This window comes from Paraburkholderia kururiensis (assembly GCF_034424375.1).
GTDB lineage: Bacteria > Pseudomonadota > Gammaproteobacteria > Burkholderiales > Burkholderiaceae > Paraburkholderia > Paraburkholderia kururiensis_A.
On the sequence record NZ_CP139965.1, the window covers coordinates 4,165,848 to 4,181,021 of the forward strand.

A 15,174-nucleotide genomic window follows, 5' to 3' on the forward strand; every position below is an offset into this window, starting at 1 on the left:
GTCCGGGGGACGGTGGACGGGGAGCCCGCAGGCGGGTGGGCGGAGGGCGGGCGCCCTCGGCAAGGCGCCCTCGGCAAGGCGCCCTCGGCAAGGCGCGCTGGGCAGGGCTGCTTGGGTCGGGCGGCCCGTCAGGGCGAGTTCGGCCGCGCCGAAAGCCGCCGTAGGCTGGCGCGGTCGGCGGTCAGCGGTCGGCGCCCGGCGTAGACGCTAGCCGCCTGACCAACCGGTCCACCTGAGCGACCGCGCCCGGCCAGCCAGAGCCGCCCTCGCGCTAGAACGCGACGAACGGCGCCGATCCGCCCGAGCCCGTGCGGTCCATGCCCACGAAGACGTTGCGGCCGAAGTGGAACGGCAGGCCGAGGTCGAGCGTGGTGGCCGAGCCGATCGTGCCGGCCAGGTCGTTGAAGGCGAAGTTGTTGCCGTTGCCGAACAGCGCGGAGGCGCTCGCCACGTTGAAGTTCACCGTGGCCTTCGTGCCGTTGGCGCCTAGCAGGGTGGCACTGAGCGTCTGGGTGGACGACGGGCAGTAGAAGCCCTGGAAGTTGCTCCCGCACTGCTGCAACGCGCTGTCCTCGAAGAAAAGCCCGTTGGAGCCCGAATCGAGGAACGCCGTCACCGTGGCACCGTTGAACGTGCTGCCCACCAGGTCGCCCCACTGCGTGGTCTGGAACTGCTGCGAAGCCGTCATCGCGTTGTTGGCCGCCGTGCCGATACCGAACACGAGCGTGCCGCTCGCCGACGCCTGGCCGGAGTCCGAGACCTGCGGCAGCTCGAGGATCACGCCGTTGTTGTCCGTGGCGAAGTGCGGCACGGGGTTGGCGACCTGCTGGGCGATCTGCACGGTGGTCGCCGTGCAGGTGGTGGAGGTCAGACCGCCCGGGCACGTGTAGTAATTGCTGCTCGCGGCCGACCCGGCACAGGCGGCGCCGCAGTCCGCAGGCGCCACGCCCACGCCGAGAATGCCGTTCGCGCCCAGGTCCTGCGCCGTGTTGTTGCCCACGCCGAAGTTCTGGCAGTCCTGCGGGACCGTGCTGCTGCCCATGTCGCCGATCACCTGGACCGGGATGTTGCCGGCCGTCTCCCCACCCAGCTTCACGTCGGCGTTGCGGATGCTGCCCCAGGTGTAGCCGTCGGCGAAGTGCGGGCATTCGGCAAGCGGCTGGCCGCCCACGCTCGCCTGCTGCAACTGGGCGAGCATCGTGGAATTGAGCGCCGTGTTCACCACGCGCAGCCCGTAGGACGCGGTGTCGAGCTGCACGTGATCGATGGTCTGGCACGTCGAGGTGCCGGGCACGCAGATCGTCACGCTCACGCTGGGAATGTTGACCACGCCGAAGAGCCCGCGGTCCACGGTGACGGGCACGGTGTTGGCCGCGCTCGGCGTGCCGCCGCCCCCTCCACCACCACCTCCTCCGCCGCCCCCTCCCCCTCCGCAGGCCGCGACGATGCCTGCCGCCACGACGAACGTGGCCACCTGCCCCCATTTGACGAACCGGGCCGCGACCTGCCCGGCGAATCCGTTACGAAGTCCGATGCGCACGCTATGTCTCCCTGGCCCGGTGGCCTGTTTGAGCCTGTTCGGCCTGTGTATGCCGGCTTGTCACTGGATGTCGGACGTGTTCACGCCCGCGGGTAGCGCCTGCGGCAGCCACGCCTGGCCCGAAAAAGCGCCCATGTGGCCGCCCGAATGCACGACGAGGCCGCTCTGCTCCACCGTCGCGGGGCCACGCACAGCGCCGGCCGCCCGGTTCGCCTTGAGCCCCGCCAGGTACTGCGGGAAATAGGTGCCCAGGAGCGCGGAGAGGTCGGGCATCTGCTGACCCTGCCACGCCACGCCGAACACGGTGCCGTCCGGTCCGACGTACTCGCGCACCACCGTGCCGCTGGCAAGCCTGGTCTCACGCACGGTGTAGGAAGCGGCGGCAGTGCCGCCGCCCGAGGTCATGCCCGAGGAGGAAGCCTGCGTCGCGGCGCGCGCAACGGTGGACGCCGAGGTGGAGGCCGCGCCGGGCGAGCGCGTCGTCACGCCCGTGACGGCGGCGCCCGCGGGCGTCGTCATGGGCGCGGCGCCCAAGCCGGCAAAGGCGTTCGTGCTGGCCAAGAGCCAACAGCCAAGTGTGAGCGACGTCGCTGCGACGCCGCGCGTGATTCGGTTCAGCGCGCTCATAGTCCTCCCGATGCACGGCCTGGGTGGGCCGCTGTGATGAGGGGGCGCAACGCCGGCCAGACAGACGACGCTGTGCCGCGGCGCCTCGGTCCCGCGCGCTGGGCGGCAAGCGATGCTGAGCTGCGGCATGAGCGCCGCGCGAGGCCGGGCGTACGGCGTAGTATGCCTGCGCTTGGGACGGGCGGCCAAACAGACAGTCCGCGCTCAAGGCCGGGGAAGCGAAGCACGGGGCGTGCCGCACAGGCGGCCGCCCCGGCTTGCGGGAGAGGAAGATCGGAAGCGAAAAGACGGCGGTGGGGATTGGGCAAACCCCGGGGCGAACCCGGGTCAAAGCGCGGGGCCAAGCCGGGACCAACCCAGGGGCCAACCTGGGCGAACGCCGAGCCCCCTGGCTGAAGCCCGACCGAAGTCGGCCACGCTCGGGCCGGACTCCGGCCGAAAGCCGGACTACATGCCGGCTACGAGCGACAACCCGGGCAAGAAGCCGACTGGAGGCAGTAGCAGCCGGCTAGAACCCCAGGCTCGCCAGCAGGTCGTCCACCTGCGACTGGTCCTGCATGACGTCGGCCTTGCCTTCGGGATTGATCTGCGGGCCGTTGAGCAACCCTTCGGGGCTGCCGGTCGACGACTCGGCGGCGGCCAGCGCCGCAGCCGTGGCCGCGAACTGTTCCCGGCGCTCCGGCGCGATGTTCTCCACGAGCACGCCCAGCAATTGCTGCTCGATCACGTAGACCACGTCCATGATCTTCTTGATCACCTGGCCCGTCAGATCCTGAAAGTCCTGGGCCAGCATGATTTCGAGCAGTTGCTGGCTGGTCGCCGCGGTGGCGTCGGGCACCGTGTTGATGAACGCGCGCGTGTCGTCCATCAGCGTGCGGGCTTCTTCGCGGCCGAGCGGGGCTTCGTACCATCGCGCCCAGCGCTCGTTGAGCGCACCGGCGTCGCGCTCCATGCGTTCCTGCAACGGCTTGGCGATCTCGATGGCGTTGAGCGCGCGCTCGGCGGCCTGTTCGGTCATCGCGACTACGTACTTGAGGCGGTCGCGGGCGTCCGGCACGGCTTCGGCGGCGCGTTCCACGTGCTTGTCGAGCCCGAGCTCGCGCATGGAGTCGCGCAGCGTGCGCGTCAGGTGTCCGATGCGGGCAAGAATGCGGTCGGTTGCGAGTTCACCCGCTTCCTCGTGGCCGCCCTCGCGCGGCGTGGCGGCTTTCGCACTGGTCGGCTGGTTCACGTCAGCTCCCGGCTTTCGCCATCTTTTCGAGAATCTTGTTGAGCTTCTCGTCGAGCGTGGCAGCCGTGAAGGGCTTCACCACGTAGCCGCTCGCGCCGGCCTGGGCCGCCGCGATGATGTTTTCCTTCTTCGACTCGGCCGTCACCATCAGCACCGGCAGGTGCGAGAGGCTCGCGTCGGCGCGGATTTCCTTCAGCATGGCGAGACCGTCCAGGTTCGGCATGTTCCAGTCGGAAATCACGAAGTCGTAGCCGCCGCCGCGCAGGCGCGAGAGCCCGGCCGCGCCGTCTTCCGCCTCGTCGACGTTGGCGTAGCCCAGTTCCTTCAGCAGGTTGCGAACGATCCGGCGCATCGTCGGAAAGTCGTCCACCACCAGAATTTTCATTCCCTTATCCATCTTGGTTCCTCTGTGCAAATTGTGTGTGCGGCGTACGCGCGCCCGTTCGCGACGCAGCCGAACGGCATCATACGCGCTGCACGCGGTCGCCCATCAACGCAAGGCGCGCCATCACGCGGCGGCTCATGTCGGCAAGCGGCGCGATCTCGTCGGCGGCGCCCATCGCAATGGCCTCGCGCGGCATGCCGAACACGACGCAGCTCGCTTCGTCCTGGGCAAGCGTGTACGCGCCCGCCTTGCGCATGTCGAGCAGCCCCGCCGCGCCGTCGCGGCCCATGCCGGTCAGGATCACGCCGATCGCGTTCTTGCCCGCATGCTGGGCCGCCGAGCGGAACAGCACGTCCACCGACGGACGGTGCCGGTTCACCGGCGGGTCGTCGGACAGATGGGCGATGTAGTTCGCGCCGCTACGCGCGAGCAGCAGGTGCGCGTGGCCCGGGGCGATATACGCATGGCCCGGCAGCACGCGTTCGCCGTGCTCAGCTTCTTTAACGGTAATCCGGCACAAACCATTGAGCCGTTGTGCAAAAGATTTTGTGAAACCGGGCGGCATGTGCTGCGCGATGAGCACCGCGGGCGCATCCGGCGGCAGCGGCACGAGCACTTCGCGAATGGCTTCGGTGCCGCCCGTGGAGGCGCCCACGATGATGAGCTTTTCCGTACTCACGAGCGGATTGTTGATGAGCGGCGCCGCCGCGCCGGCACCTGCGGCCGCCGCCGCGACATGCGCGGGCGCGGCCTGGCGAACCCGCGCACGAGCCGCGGCGCGAATCTTGTCGGCGAGCTTTTCGGAATATTCGAGCATGCCGTCGCGAATACCCACCTTCGGCTTGGTCACGAAGTCCACGGCGCCCAGTTCGAGCGCGCGCAGCGTGATTTCCGAGCCGCGCTCGGTCAGCGACGACACCATCACCACCGGCATGGGCCGCAGGCGCATCAGCTTCTCGAGAAAGTCGAGGCCGTCCATGCGCGGCATTTCCACGTCGAGCGTGAGCACGTCGGGGTTGTGCTGCTTGATGAGCTCGCGCGCGACGAGCGGGTCCGGCGCCGTTGCCACCACCGTCATGTCCGGCTGGCTGTTGATGATTTCCGTCATCAGGCTGCGGATCAGCGCTGAGTCGTCCACACACAAAACCTTGATCGTTTGCACAGCTGTCACGCCTCCTCTACTGTCTTGGCGTTGTTGTCCTGGTTGTTGGGGCGGGAGCGCGCACCGAACAGCTCGATGCGCGGCTTCGCGGCGCCGCCCGGGCGCGCAGGCGCGCCGGCCGGGCCGGCGCGAGGCGAGTCGGGGCGTGCAGCGGCAGCCTGCGGGCCGCCGAAGAGTTCGACACGGGCGCGCGCTCTCGCAAGACGTTCGGCGCGCGCTTCGGCGGTTTGCCGCGCAAGCGCCTGTTCGCGCTCGGCCACGCTCGGGTCCTGCTGCAGGCGCAGCTTCTTCACCATGACCTGGCCCGTGCGCGGCAGGAACGCGACCTTGCGCGGATGCTCGCCCTGCAGGTCTTCCGCCACGATGGGAATCTTTTCCAGCGCGAGGTAGCGGCGCACGAACTCGGAGTTGCGGTCGCCGATGTTGATGGTCGTCATGCCGGCCAGCACGGCCGCGCCGCCGAACACCTTCGCCTCGAAGCGCTCGCGCCGGCCGCCCGCCTTGATCATCTCGTTGATGAGCACTTCCATCGCATACGCGCCGTAGCGCATGGAGTCCGACGCGGCCTGACCCGCGTCCGCGCCGTCGTCGGGCAGCATGAAGTGGTTCATGCCGCCGATGCCCGCGGTGCGGTCGCGAATGCACGCCGCCACGCACGAGCCGAGCACCGTGACGAGCACCATGTCTTCGCTCGTCATGTAGAACTCGTTCGGCAGCAGCTTCACGCCGGGGCGCTGGAAGTGGTTGTCGTAGTACAGGTTGGTGGCAACCGGCAATGTCGTGCTCATGCGATCGCTCCGCTCATTGCCGCAGCTCCGGCGCGCGCGCCGCTGCGCGTGCTTTCGGCGCTATCGCGCGTGAGTTCGTAGACCGTCTGACCGCGCAGGCGAAACGCCTGGGTGACGTAGGTGAAGTTCTCGGAGTGGCCGGCAAACAGCAGGCCACCCGGCTTGACGAGCGGCTCGAAGCGCGAAAGCACCTGCGACTGAGTCGGCTTGTCGAAATAGATCATGACGTTGCGGCAGAAGATCGCGTCGAACTGCGTGCGCAAGCCGTAGTCGGCATCCGTCAGATTGAGCTGTTCGAAGCGCACCATCGCGCGCAGTTCGGGCCGCACCTTCACGAGCCCCGCGTGCGCGCCGGTGCCCTTCAGGAAGAAGCGCTTCAGGCGCTCCTGCGAAAGATGCTTCACCTGATCGAACGCGTAGACGCCGGCCTCGCCCTTGGCGAGCACCTGGGTGTCCAGGTCGGTAGCGAGCACCGTGGCGTGGCGCGCGGCCTGCTCGCCGAGCGCTTCCACGAGCGTCATGGCGATCGAATACGGCTCCTCGCCCGTCGACGCCGCCGAGCACCACACCGACACCGGCTGCTGACGGCGCTTCACGAAGTCGGCGAGGATCGGGAAGTGATGCGCCTCGCGGAAGAACGCGGTGAGGTTCGTGGTGAGCGCGTTCGTGAACGCTTCCCACTCGGCCGGATCGTTGGTGGCTTCCAGCTGGTCGAGATAGTCGCGAAACGTGTCGAGCCCGAGCGCCCGCAGACGCCGCGCGAGACGGCTGTATGCCATGTCGCGCTTGTGGTCCGAGAGCGAAATGCCCGCCCGGCGGTGGATCAGCTCGCGAATGCGTGCGAAGTCCGCCGACGTGAACTCGAAGTCCCGGCCCGGCTCGCCCATTTTCTGCCGGTCAGACAGATCGGGCTGGGTGGACTGTGGTGTGCGCCTCGCCATCATGATGTTTCGTGCCTGTCATGCAAGGCTTTGCGCCTGTTCCCGTTCGTGGGGACATGCCTGCCAACTACCGGGTAAGGGCCTGGTAATTGCCTGCAATCGCGGCATGCCTGCTAGAAAGTTTCCCAATCCGCATCCGAGGCGCTCGTCTCGCTTGCGCGCGACGCTGCGGCGGATGCACCTGTCTTCGGTCTCAACAACGGCTCGGTGCGGGGCGCCGGCGCGGCCTTCGGAGCCTGTGCCGTGGCGGCATGAGCCGGCGCGGCGCCAGTCGTGCTGGCTGCGCTCGCGGCTTCGCTCGCCGCGTTGGCGCCCTGCGCTTCGGCCGCTGCGGACTTCTCCGCATTCAATGCCGGTGCGCCACGTTTGCTCGCCGCCGCGCGCGACGTCGTCGCAACCTTGGCCCTCGTCGATACCGTCTTCGCCGACGTCGCCAACGCGCCGCCTGCGCTCGAACCCTTCGGCGCTACTGCGGCCGTTGCCGTTGCCGGCTTTGCCGCGCTGTACGAGGCCTGCGGGCGCTGCCCGCCGGCCACGCGCCATCCGCCCACCACGGTCTGCAGCTGTCGCGTCTGTTCTTCAAGCGATGCCGCGGCGGCCGCGGCCTGCTCCACGAGCGCCGCGTTCTGTTGGGTGACCGTATCCATCTGCACGACGGCACGGTTCACCTGTTCGATGCCGCTCGACTGCTCTTCGGACGCGGCGCTGATCTCGCCCATGATGTCCGTCACGCGGCGCACGGCCTGCAGGATCTCGTCCATCGTGGTGCCCGCGCGGCCCACCAGTTCGGAGCCGCTGTCCACCTTGCCGGCCGCGTCGCTGATGAGTTCCTTGATTTCCTTCGCGGCGCTCGCGCTGCGCTGCGCGAGGCTGCGCACTTCGCCCGCCACCACGGCGAAGCCGCGGCCCTGCTCGCCCGCGCGGGCGGCTTCCACCGCCGCATTCAGCGCGAGGATGTTGGTCTGGAACGCGATGCCTTCGATCACGCCGATGATGTCCACCACCTTGCTCGAACTCGACGCGATGTCCTGCATGGTGTGCACCACCTGGCTCACCACTTCGCCGCCGCGCGTTGCGATGTCCGACGCGTTCACGGCCAGTTGGCTCGCCTGACGCGCGTTCTCGGCGTTCTGCTTCACCGTGCCGGTGAGCTGTTCCATGCTGGAGGCCGTTTCCTGGAGCGAGGCCGCCTGCTGCTCGGTGCGCTGCGAGAGGTCCGTGTTGCCCATGGCGATTTCGCGCGCGCCGGTATCGATGGATTCGGTGCTCGTATGCACGGACCGCACCATCGTCGCGAGGCTCTCCTGCATGCGGCGAATGCTGCCGAACAGCCGGCCGATTTCGTTGTTGCTGCGCACGTCGATCTGTTGCGTGAGATCGCCGGCGGCAATGCGCTCGAAGCAGTTCGCGGCGTCGGCGAGCGGCTGCACGATGAGGCCGCGCAGCATCAGGCGGATGGCCACCACCATCACGAGCGCCACCACGATGACGGCGCCGATCAGCGTCTGCATCAGGCCGATCTGCGATTGCGCGCTCGACTGCTGGTTCTCGGCGTGGTCCTGCAACGCTTTCACGATCTGCGCGGCGGTGTTGTCGTAGGAGACGAACATCGGGCTGATCTTCGTGTCGGCAATCGCGTGGTACGCGTTGAGGTCGCTTGCACGCAGTGCGGCGAGTTCTGCGTCCACGCCGTCACGCAGCAGCGACGTGCGTTTGGTACCGAGTTCGTCGAGCGTCGTCTGCTCGATGCCGGCCTTCGGCGTATCGAGGAACGTCTTCCAGTTTTCGTTGGACTTGCCGTACAGCTCCTGGGCGCGGTCCAGCACCTTCTTCGCTTCGTCCGTGTTGCCGCCCGCCGTGAGCGTGCTGACGCGATCGATCGCCACCCGCGTGCGCAGCATCAACGACGACGCGTCGTTCAGCGCGCGAATGGCCACGAGGTCGCCGTGCGCAATCGTTTCGATGGAGCCGTTCGCACGCGAAAGCGCGACGAGCCCCAGCGCGCCCACCACGAGGGTCAGCGCGACCAGAATGAGTCCGACCACCGTCAAGGTCGTGCGGATCGACCACTTCTGCAACATCGTCATACTCCTCACTTGAGCTGCAGTTGTCCTGCCAGAAAACCGTGCGCGCACATGCGCGTGTTCATACCCGTTCGTTCGATTCAGGCGTTGCGCCGCTTCTCGTGAACTGCGTCCTGTCGGCTTGCACCCTTTTTCACTGCTTTCCCCGGTCAGGCAACGAACGCCCGCCTGCTGCGAGCCCGCAGGCATCCGTCACCGCCGACTGCGCCCCCCGGCATAACTGGTTCGCGTCGGGCTTATACGCCCAGCGCTTCGATGAGCGCCATTTCGCGGCTCGTCATCAGCTTTTCGATGTCCATCAGGATCAGCATGCGGCCGTCCACGGTGCCGAGGCCCGTGAGGTACTCGGTCGTGAGCGTCGCGCCGAATTCCGGCGCCGGCATGATCTGGTCGGTCTGGAGCGTGAGCACGTCGGACACGCCGTCCACCACCATGCCCACCACGCGATGCGCGACGTTCAGGATGATCACCACGGTCTGGTGGTCGTACTCCACGCGGCCCAGGTGGAACTTGATGCGCATGTCGACGATCGGCACGATGATGCCGCGCAGGTTGATCACGCCCTTGATGAAGTCGGGCGCGTTCGCGATGCGCGTCACGCTTTCGTAGCCGCGAATTTCCTGCACCTTCAGGATGTCGATGCCGTACTCTTCCGCGCCCAGCGTGAAGACGAGGAATTCCTGACCGCCCGCCTCGGCCTGCTGCGCGTCGCGACGATGCGCGAGGGCGCCGCCGCTCGCGCCGCTGTTCTGGATGGATTGGACTTCTGCCACGTTAGCCCCCAAACGGTTGGGAAAAGATTCGGTTAATAGGTTTGCTTATGCGAGCGCCGCGAGCGAACCGTGCGCCGCGCGCGTCTCGCGATTCAATGCCGCCACGTCCACGATCAGGGCGACACTGCCGTCGCCGAGGATGGTCGCGGCGGAAATGCCGTGCACCTTGCGGTAGTTCGTCTCGAGGTTCTTCACCACCACCTGCTGCTGGCCGACCAGTTCGTCGATCAGCATCGCGAAGCGCCGGCCTTCCGTCTCGAGAATCGTGACGATGCCCTGCGTCGGATCCGTACGCGCGCCTTCCACCGAGAACACCTCGTGCAGCGCCACGAGCGGGAGGTACTCGCCGCGCACGCGCACCACGCGCTCGCCGTTGGCGACCGTGTAGATGTCTTCGTTGCGCGGCTGGAGCGACTCCATCACGAAGTTGAGCGGCAGGATGAAGATCTCGTTGCCCACCTTCACCGACATGCCGTCGAGAATGGCGAGCGTGAGCGGCAGCACGATGCGCGTGGTCGTGCCCTTGCCCGCGTGCGAAGTGATCTCGACGTGGCCGCCCATGGCCTGGATGTTTCGCTTCACGACGTCCATGCCCACACCGCGGCCCGACACGTCGGTGACCTGTTCGGCGGTGGAGAAGCCCGGCATGAAGATGAGTTGCCAGACTTCGTCGTCGGTCATCGTGTCGGAGACGGGCAGGCCCTGCTTCATCGCCTTCGCGAGAATCTTGTCGCGACGCAGGCCGGCGCCGTCGTCGCTCACCTCGATCACGATGTTGCCGCCGTGGTGCGCGGCGGAGAGCACGAGCTGGCCCGTGGCGCCCTTGCCTGCGGCGCGGCGTGCTTCCACCGTTTCGATGCCGTGGTCGAGGCTGTTGCGCACGAGGTGCGTGAGCGGGTCGATGATGCGCTCGATCAGGCTCTTGTCGAGTTCCGTCGCCTGACCGAACGTGACCAGTTCCACTTCCTTGCCGAGCTTCGACGCGAGGTCGCGCACGAGACGCGGGAAGCGGCTGAACACGTAATCCATCGGCATCATGCGGATGGACATCACGGCTTCCTGCAGGTCGCGCGCATTGCGCTCGAGCTGGGCCATGCCGTTGAAGAGCCGGTCGTGCAGCGCCGGGTCGAAGGTGCTGGTGGTTTCGGCCAGCATGGCCTGCGTAATGACGAGTTCGCCGACGAGGTTGATGAGCTGGTCGACCTTTTCGACGCCCACGCGAATGGAGCTGCCTTCGCTGCCCGCGGCCGCTGCGGCGGGGCGCGCCTTGCGCTCTTCCGCCGAAGCGGCGGCGGCTGCGGGCTTGGCCGCTGCGGCGGCGGGCTCGGCCGGTGCGGCTGCCGGTGCCGGCGCGGGAACAGCGGGTGCCGACGCTGCGGGCGCGGCCGGCTGGCTCGCTGCGGCATCGGTGTGATTCGAAGAAGTGGCGGGCGGCGGCGCAACGGGTTGCGTGGCGACCGCTGCCGGCAACGCCGGTTCATGAGCGGCAGCGGCAGGCGTTCCAGGCTCGCCCTGCTGTTCGCCCTGTCCCGGCGCGGAGCCGCGGCCAATCGAGATCTGACTTTCATCGATCACGAAGCAGCACACGGCAACGATGTCGTCGGACGGCACGTCGGTGTCGACCCACAGCGTGAGGTCGTTCCCTTCTTTTGCCTGTCCGGCAATGTGACCGAGGTTGCCCAGTTCTTCGACGAGCAGTTCCTGGTCCTTTTCCCCTACGCCCCGTAGCGTAATTTTCAGGTGGGGTCCTTCTGCCGCGTCGGCGCCGGCGGCTGCGCCTGCGCTCGACGGTGCGGCTTGAATGGCTTCATCGACGACGTGGTCGGGCGCGCCGTTGGCCGGGCCGCTCGCGGCGGGTTCGGCCGCCACGGCTTGCGGTGCGGGCGCGGCCGGCGCAGGTGCCGCTTCAGGGGCCGGCGCCGCAGCGGCAGGCTGCGCCGCCTCCGGCGCGGCCGCACCGCGGCTTTCGGCGTAGAGCCGCTCCAGCTTCGCGCGCACGGCGGCGGCTGCGGCGGCGTCCGGTTCGGCGCTCGCGCGATAGTCGGCGAGCTGGCCCGAGAGCACGTCCTTCGTTTCGAGGAACGTGTCGATCATGTCCTTGCGCAGCACGAGTTCGTTGTTGCGCGCGCGGTCCAGCAGCGATTCGAGAATGTGCGTGGTCTCGGTGAGCGCCGTGAAGCCGAACGTGGCCGCGCCGCCCTTGATGGAGTGCGCCGCGCGGAAAATCGCTGCGAGGTCTTCGGGATCGGGCCGGCCGATGTCCAGATTGAGCAGGAGCTGCTCCATCTGCGCGAGCAGTTCGTCCGCTTCGTCGAAGAACGTCTGATAGAACTGTGTGATGTCGAGTGTCATGCCTGGTTCACCGCGAGATATCTGGGTCTGTACTTCGTATGCTGTCCGTTGCCTTCCGCGAGTCTGGCCGGTCTGCTGGCCGGGTCGCTCCCGTCAGGACGCTTCCTGTTCCGACAGCGACGCGACGAGGTCCGTGAGCAGGTCCGGGTCCACGGGCTTTTCGATCCAGCCCGTCGCGCCCGCCGCACGCGCCGCGTCCTTGAACGGCTCGCTGTCTTCGGTCGTCAGCAGCAGGATGGGCGTGTTCTGGTACGCCGGGTTCCTGCGCAGCCGCCCGATCAGATCGAGCCCGCTCACGCGCGGCATGTGCTGGTCCGTGAGCACGAGGTCGAACTGGACCGCCAGCGCGTTTTCGAGCCCCTCTTCACCGTCCGACGCCACCGTGACCTCGTAGCCGGCCGCCGTCAGCGTGGCGGAGATGATTTGCCGCATCGCGGCCGAATCGTCGATCGCCAGAATGTTCCTGATCATGAAGTCCTCACTGCCCTGCCTGTTCGTGTTGCTGCTGCGCCTGTTGCTGCTGCGCCGGGTGCGGTTCCTGGATCAGCGGCGGCTGCGGCCGCGCCTGCACGGGCGCCGACGCCATCTCCGGCGCGATCTTCGGGAACAGCTGCCGGCCCGCGCCCGCGGCGTCGTCCGAGAGCGTCGTCGTGGTCGTGTCGTCGCGCGTCAGCGCCTCTTCCGACTTCTTGTTGAGCACGATGATGCTGATACGACGGTTTTCCGGCGCGAGCGGATCGTCCTTCACGAGGTTCTGCGTGGAGGCGAGTCCCAGCACGCGCAGCACCTTCGCTTCGTCCATGCCGCCTGCAATCAGCTCGCGGCGCGACGCGTTCGCGCGGTCCGCTGAAAGCTCCCAGTTGCTGTAGCCCTTCTCGCCGCCCGCGTACGGCACGGCGTCGGTGTGGCCCTGCACGACGATGCGGTTCGGCACGTCGTTCAAGGTCTTGCCGATCTCGCGCAGGATGTCGCGCATGTACGGCTCCACCTCGTCGCTCGCCGTGGCGAACATCGGCCGCTTCTGCGTATCCACGATCTCGATGCGCAGGCCGGTGAGCGTCGAGTCGATGCGGATCTGCTGCCTGAACTGGCGCAGCACCGGGTTCGCCTCGATCGCGGCCATCAGCTTCACCTGCAGGTCGTGCAGGCGTACCTGCTCGCGACGCTCCAGTTCGCCTTGCAGCTGCTTCATGGCCTGGTCGTCGGCGCGCGACTGGCTATGCTCGGCGTGCGACGTGGAGCCGTCGCTCATGCGCGTAATGCCCTGCTGGTCCGTCGAAATGTCCCGGCCGCCGCCGCGCAGGATGCTCGAATCCTCTGCGCTGCGGTCGCCGCCCCAGAGCGTGATCTTGAGCGGCTGGTTGAAATACTCGGCGATGCCCTTCAGCTGCGTGGTGGACGCCGAACTCAGCAGCCACATCAGCAGGAAGAACGCCATCATCGCGGTCATGAAGTCCGCGTAGGCGAGCTTCCACGCGCCGCCGTGATGCCCCTTCTTCGCGGGGGCAGCACGCTTGACGACAATGGCGCGATCCTTGTCCTTGCTCATTCGGTGCTCCGGCGCGCCCTGGTTACTTCGCCTTCACGCGACGCACGTGCTCTTCGAGCTCGGCGAACGACGGACGCTCGGTGGAGAACAGCACCTTGCGGCCGAACTCCACGGCAATGGCCGGCGCGTAGCCGTTCAGGCTCGCGAGAATCGTCACCTTGATGCACTGGAACATCTTGGTGGACTCCGTCACGCGCTGCTCCGCGAGGCTCGCGAGCGGCCCGATCAGGCCGTACGACAGCAGAATGCCGAGGAAGGTACCCACGAGCGCCTGCGCGATCATCTCGCCCAGCACCGCCGGCGGCTTGTCGGCGGAGGCCATGGTGTGCACCACGCCCATCACCGCGGCCACGATACCGAACGCCGGCATCGCGTCGCCGACCTTCGCGAGCGCATGAGCGGGCGCCTCGCCTTCCGAGTGATGCGTTTCGATTTCCTCGTCCATGAGGCTTTCGATCTCGAAAGCGTTCATGTTGCCGCCCACCATGAGGCGCAGGTAATCGGTCAGAAATTCCACGATGTGCCGGTCGGCCAGGATCTTCGGGTACTGCGTGAAGATCGGGCTCTTGTCCGGATCGTCGATGTCGGCTTCGAGCGTGAGCGTGCCTTCCTTGCGCGCCTTGGCGAGCAGGACGTAAAGCAGGCCCATCAGCTCCATGTACACGTCCTTGTTGTATTTCGACCCCTTGAAAAGGGTCGGAATGACGCGTGCCGTCGCCTTGATGGTCTTGATGCCGTTGCCGAGGATGAACGCGCCGAAACCGGCGCCCGCGATCATCAGCACTTCGACCGGCTGCACCAGCGCGGCCAGATGACCGCCCTCCAGCGCGTAGCCGCCGAAGACGGACAACAGCGTTACGAGTGTTCCCACGAAAATCAGCACTGCCGAGCCCTCACAAGAATCGAGCGAGGCCGTTGTTGGCCGCGTCGTTTACCCGGTTTACGGCAGTGCAGCGGAAAACTTTGGTGGAAAAGGGGGACGTCGCGCCGGTGTAAACCCAGAGGCGACGGCGACTTCCGGGCGATCCGACCACGCCGCCAGTCAAGGCCGACCTGCCGATGCACTTGACCGGTGCATCGGCCCGCCTGCCGGGGGCGACAGGCGGTATCTGCTTTACGGCTTCATGGGTGCTTACTTGAGGCGCGGTGGTGCAAAACCTCACCAGCGTAAGGAGCGGTGCGTTTTGCCTCAGGAGGCGAGCAGCGGCGATTCGGCTGCGATGGCGGGCTTCCTCGTCTTGCCCGCGCGCGACGGCGGCTGGCACAGACCGCATACGAAGCCTTGCTGAGGGTCGTGGGCGTGCGCGACGAAATGTCCGCCGCAGCGCACGCATCCGGTCATCTGCAGCATGCCCGAGTCGAAGAAGCGCACGAGTGTCCACGCCCGGGTGAGGCTCAGCACCGGCTCCTCGCCCTGCAACTGCACGTGTTCGAGGTAGAGCCGGTAGCTCTTCACGATGGACTGGATGGTCTCGCAGCCGCCGTGGTCGATCATGAACCGGTAAATGTTGTAGAACAGCGACGAGTGGATGTTGGGCTGCCAGGTCATGAACCAGTCCGTCGAGAACGGCAGCATGCCCTTGGGCGGGGAAACGCCCTTCAGTTCCTTGTACAGCTTGATGAGCCGGTCGCGCGACAGGCCGGTCTCGGCTTCGAGCAGTTGCAGCCGCGCGCCGAGTTCGATCAGCTCGATCGCGAGCGTGATCTCGCGGACCTCGAGTACCACACTCTTATAGGCCATG

Annotated in this window: 14 protein-coding genes; all 14 read right to left on the bottom strand. The window is 67.3% G+C overall.

Annotation, left to right across the window (positions count from 1 at the left end; all coding sequences use genetic code 11):
- Nucleotides 1-271: 271 nt before the first annotated feature.
- Nucleotides 272-1,540 carry a DUF3443 domain-containing protein gene (locus U0042_RS18735; protein WP_327204989.1) on the bottom strand — a complete coding sequence of 423 codons (1,269 nt, stop codon included), beginning with the start codon at nt 1,538-1,540 and terminating at the stop codon, nt 272-274.
- Nucleotides 1,541-1,600: 60 nt separating this feature from the next.
- Nucleotides 1,601-2,167, bottom strand: coding sequence for a DUF2844 domain-containing protein (locus U0042_RS18740; RefSeq protein ID WP_114813748.1), 567 nt, complete (start codon nt 2,165-2,167; stop codon nt 1,601-1,603).
- Nucleotides 2,168-2,675: 508 nt separating this feature from the next.
- Entirely contained in the window at nt 2,676-3,398 is a 723-nt protein-coding gene (cheZ, locus tag U0042_RS18745) for a protein phosphatase CheZ (protein ID WP_114813750.1), read from the bottom strand.
- A 1-nt stretch (nt 3,399) separates the two neighbouring features.
- Nucleotides 3,400-3,795 (bottom strand): chemotaxis response regulator CheY, encoded by a 396-nt coding sequence (gene cheY / locus U0042_RS18750; RefSeq protein ID WP_026120914.1) that lies wholly within the window; start codon nt 3,793-3,795, stop codon nt 3,400-3,402.
- Nucleotides 3,796-3,862: 67 nt separating this feature from the next.
- Nucleotides 3,863-4,945, bottom strand: a complete 1,083-nt coding sequence (locus U0042_RS18755; RefSeq protein ID WP_198665383.1) for a protein-glutamate methylesterase/protein-glutamine glutaminase — start codon at nt 4,943-4,945, stop codon at nt 3,863-3,865.
- 5 nt (nt 4,946-4,950) lie between these two features.
- Nucleotides 4,951-5,733, bottom strand: a complete 783-nt coding sequence (gene cheD, locus U0042_RS18760; RefSeq protein WP_114813755.1) for a chemoreceptor glutamine deamidase CheD — start codon at nt 5,731-5,733, stop codon at nt 4,951-4,953.
- Nucleotides 5,730-6,677 (bottom strand): CheR family methyltransferase, encoded by a 948-nt coding sequence (locus tag U0042_RS18765; protein ID WP_114813758.1) that lies wholly within the window; start codon nt 6,675-6,677, stop codon nt 5,730-5,732. Before U0042_RS18765 ends, cheD begins: the two co-directional genes overlap by 4 nt.
- A 110-nt stretch (nt 6,678-6,787) precedes the next feature.
- Nucleotides 6,788-8,755, bottom strand: coding sequence for a methyl-accepting chemotaxis protein (locus U0042_RS18770; protein WP_114813760.1), 1,968 nt, complete (start codon nt 8,753-8,755; stop codon nt 6,788-6,790).
- 239 nt (nt 8,756-8,994) lie between these two features.
- Nucleotides 8,995-9,531: a chemotaxis protein CheW gene (locus U0042_RS18775; protein ID WP_114813762.1), complete on the bottom strand. Its 537-nt coding sequence runs from the start codon at nt 9,529-9,531 to the stop codon at nt 8,995-8,997.
- A gap of 45 nt (nt 9,532-9,576) precedes the next feature.
- Nucleotides 9,577-11,883, bottom strand: a complete 2,307-nt coding sequence (cheA, locus tag U0042_RS18780; protein WP_114813764.1) for a chemotaxis protein CheA — start codon at nt 11,881-11,883, stop codon at nt 9,577-9,579.
- Between the two features lie 93 nt (nt 11,884-11,976).
- Entirely contained in the window at nt 11,977-12,354 is a 378-nt protein-coding gene (locus U0042_RS18785; RefSeq protein WP_114813766.1) for a response regulator, read from the bottom strand.
- 7 nt (nt 12,355-12,361) lie between these two features.
- Entirely contained in the window at nt 12,362-13,432 is a 1,071-nt protein-coding gene (motB, locus tag U0042_RS18790) for a flagellar motor protein MotB (RefSeq protein WP_114813768.1), read from the bottom strand.
- 22 nt (nt 13,433-13,454) lie between these two features.
- Nucleotides 13,455-14,315: a flagellar motor stator protein MotA gene (gene motA, locus U0042_RS18795; RefSeq protein WP_017772160.1), complete on the bottom strand. Its 861-nt coding sequence runs from the start codon at nt 14,313-14,315 to the stop codon at nt 13,455-13,457.
- A 306-nt stretch (nt 14,316-14,621) separates the two neighbouring features.
- The gene (gene flhC / locus U0042_RS18800) at nt 14,622-15,173 is read right to left on the bottom strand and encodes a flagellar transcriptional regulator FlhC (RefSeq protein WP_114813770.1); all 552 of its coding nucleotides are present in this window, start codon (nt 15,171-15,173) and stop codon (nt 14,622-14,624) included.
- Nucleotide 15,174: the final 1 nt, after the last annotated feature.

What these genes read in the sequence shown, in the direction of transcription:
- motB (WP_114813768.1), bottom strand. Translation starts at nt 13,432, where the DNA reads ATGAGCAAGGACAAGGATCGCGCCATTGTCGTCAAGCGTGCTGCCCCC.
- U0042_RS18765 (WP_114813758.1), bottom strand. Translation starts at nt 6,677, where the DNA reads ATGATGGCGAGGCGCACACCACAGTCCACCCAGCCCGATCTGTCTGAC.
- U0042_RS18785 (WP_114813766.1), bottom strand. Translation starts at nt 12,354, where the DNA reads ATGATCAGGAACATTCTGGCGATCGACGATTCGGCCGCGATGCGGCAA.
- U0042_RS18770 (WP_114813760.1), bottom strand. Translation starts at nt 8,755, where the DNA reads ATGTTGCAGAAGTGGTCGATCCGCACGACCTTGACGGTGGTCGGACTC.
- flhC (WP_114813770.1), bottom strand. Translation starts at nt 15,173, where the DNA reads ATGGCCTATAAGAGTGTGGTACTCGAGGTCCGCGAGATCACGCTCGCG.
- cheD (WP_114813755.1), bottom strand. Translation starts at nt 5,733, where the DNA reads ATGAGCACGACATTGCCGGTTGCCACCAACCTGTACTACGACAACCAC.
- U0042_RS18740 (WP_114813748.1), bottom strand. Translation starts at nt 2,167, where the DNA reads ATGAGCGCGCTGAACCGAATCACGCGCGGCGTCGCAGCGACGTCGCTC.
- cheY (WP_026120914.1), bottom strand. Translation starts at nt 3,795, where the DNA reads ATGGATAAGGGAATGAAAATTCTGGTGGTGGACGACTTTCCGACGATG.
- cheA (WP_114813764.1), bottom strand. Translation starts at nt 11,883, where the DNA reads ATGACACTCGACATCACACAGTTCTATCAGACGTTCTTCGACGAAGCG.